The organism is Xanthomonas sp. SHU 199 (assembly GCF_000364665.1).
GTDB lineage: Bacteria > Pseudomonadota > Gammaproteobacteria > Xanthomonadales > Xanthomonadaceae > Xanthomonas_A > Xanthomonas_A sontii.
This window is the reverse complement of sequence record NZ_AQOI01000516.1, coordinates 1-2,208: the sequence shown is the minus strand read 5'-3', so window position 1 is coordinate 2,208 and position 2,208 is coordinate 1. Positions and strand designations below refer to the sequence as shown.

The following is a 2,208-nucleotide window of genomic DNA, read 5'->3' as shown; positions in this document are numbered from 1 at the left end:
GAGCCCGCGGCCACGGCGGCTGCCGCCGAGAAGCCCACCGACCCCGAAGCCAAGGTGGCGCCGCGCGCGATCGACGAGCGCACCGCCTATCAATTGGTGTCGATGATGCGCGACGTGGTCCAGCGCGGCACCGGCACCGCCGCCAAGGTGCTCGGCCGCGAGGACGTGGGCGGCAAGACCGGCTCGACCAACGACCATCGCGACGCCTGGTTCTCCGGCTTCGGCGGCCCGTACGTGACCACCGTGTGGGTCGGCCGCGACGACTACCGCTCGCTCGGCTACCGCGAATACGGCGGCAAGGCGGCGCTGCCGATCTGGATCGACTACATGCGGGTCGCGCTGAAGGATCAGCCGATCGCCCGCAACGATCCGCCGGGCGGTATGGTCCAGGTCAGCCTCAACGGCGCCACGGAATGGGTCAAGACCGAGGACATGGACCGCATCCAGCAGTTCGACGAAAGCCTGCAGGACCAGAAGACCGACGACGCGGCATTCGACATCTTCTGATCGCGTCGCGTTCCCCCGCCCCGGCGCTCGCCGGGGCAGTTCCCGCCGGGCGTGCCTCGCCCGGCGGACGCCGCCTCAGGCAGGGACGGCTGCTACACCCGAATTTCGCAAGGCTGCGGTACAGTCGGGGCAGGCTTTGAGGGGAGGCGCACCATGCACCACGCTCGGCAACACGCCCGGACCCGCACGCACGAACGCCGCCGCCGGCTGGCGCATGAAGCCGCCCGGCTGATGGCCGAAGGCGGCATCCGCGATTTCCACCAGGCCAAGCTCAAGGCCGCCGACCGGCTCGGCATCCACGACGACGCCTCGCTGCCGCGCAACAGCGAGATCGAGGACGCCCTGCGCGAGTACCAGCGGCTGTTCGCCGGCCCCGACCATGCCGGCGAGCTGCGCCGGCGCCGCGAGGCGGCGCTGCGCGCGATGGACTTCCTGCACGCCTTCGCGCCACGCCTGGCCGGACCGGTGCACGACGGTACCGCCGACGCCAACAGTCCGGTGCAACTGCACCTGCACAGCGACGACACCGAGGCGGTGGCACGTTTTCTCGAAGAACACCGGATCCCGGCCGAACTGCGCAGCCGCCGCCTGCGCCTGGACCGCGAGCGCAGCGAGGACTTCCCGGTGTGGCTGTTCACCGCCGAGGAACTGACCTTCGACCTGACCGTGCTGCCCTACGACGCGCTGCGCCAGGCGCCGCTGTCGCAGGTGGACGAAAAGCCGATGCGGCGCGCCTCGATGCCGCAACTGCGGCAACTGCTGACCGAGCAGGACATCGCCGACTACCAGTCCGGCTGAGCGGACCGCCGCGTCAGGATGCCGCGTGCGCCGCGCAGCTGGCTGGCGCCCCGTGTCGCGGCCTGCAGTGGGCGCGACAGGCTGCTGCCAATCTGCCTCCCCGCTTCGGCCCCGCCACAAACGAAAAACGCCCCGCGAGGCGGGGCGTTCCGGACAGCCTTGACGGCGATCGATCAGCGCTTGTCGGCGCTGGTGTAGTCGCGCTTGTCGTAGCCGGTGTAGATCTGGCGCGGACGGCCGATCTTCATTTCCGGGTCGACCTGCTGCTCCAGCCAATGCGAGACCCAGCCGGCGGTACGGGCAATGGCGAACATCACAGTGAACATCTCCACCGGGATGTTCAGCGCCTTGTAGATGATGCCCGAGTAGAAGTCGACGTTCGGGTACAGCTTGCGCTGCACGAAGTAGTCGTCCTTCAGCGCGGCCTCTTCCAGCTTCAGCGCCACTTCCAGCAGCGGGTCGTTGACGCCCAGCTCGCCCAGCACCTTGTGGGTCATCTCGCGGATGATCTTCGCGCGCGGGTCGAAGTTCTTGTACACGCGGTGACCGAAGCCCATCAGGCGGAAGCTCGAGTTCTTGTCCTTGGCCTTGGCCACGGCGCTCTCGACGTTGTCGGCGGTGCCGATCTCTTCCAGCATCTTCAGCACGGCTTCGTTGGCGCCGCCGTGCGCCGGGCCCCACAGCGCGGTGATGCCCGCGGCGACCGAGGCGTACGGATTGGCGCCGGTGGAACCGACCAGACGCACGGTCGAGGTCGAGGCGTTCTGCTCGTGATCGGCGTGCAGGATGAACAGCAGGTCCAGGGCCTTGGCCACGACCGGATTCATCTGCAACTGCTCGCTCGGCACCTCGAACATCATGTGCAGGAAGCGCTCGACATAGCCGAGGTTGTTGCGCGGGTAG

General features: G+C 68.6%; 3 protein-coding genes. 2 read left to right on the top strand and 1 reads right to left on the bottom strand.

Annotation, left to right across the window (positions count from 1 at the left end; translation table 11 throughout):
* Both D183_RS0115800 and D183_RS0115795 read left to right on the top strand, forming a co-directional pair.
* On the top strand, nt 1-507 hold a 507-nt coding region (locus D183_RS0115800), incomplete at its 5' end, for a penicillin-binding transpeptidase domain-containing protein (RefSeq protein WP_026144534.1).
* A 153-nt stretch (nt 508-660) separates the two neighbouring features.
* Nucleotides 661-1,305, top strand: coding sequence for a hypothetical protein (locus D183_RS0115795; protein ID WP_017909856.1), 645 nt, complete (start codon nt 661-663; stop codon nt 1,303-1,305).
* 173 nt (nt 1,306-1,478) lie between these two features.
* Here D183_RS0115795 and D183_RS0115790 read toward each other — a convergent pair.
* A partial coding sequence (locus D183_RS0115790; protein WP_017909855.1) for a citrate/2-methylcitrate synthase occupies nt 1,479-2,208 on the bottom strand: 730 nt, incomplete at its 5' end.

Bases quoted from the DNA above. Each gene is read 5' to 3' on its own strand.
- D183_RS0115795 (WP_017909856.1), top strand. From the start codon at position 661: ATGCACCACGCTCGGCAACACGCCCGGACCCGCACGCACGAACGCCGC.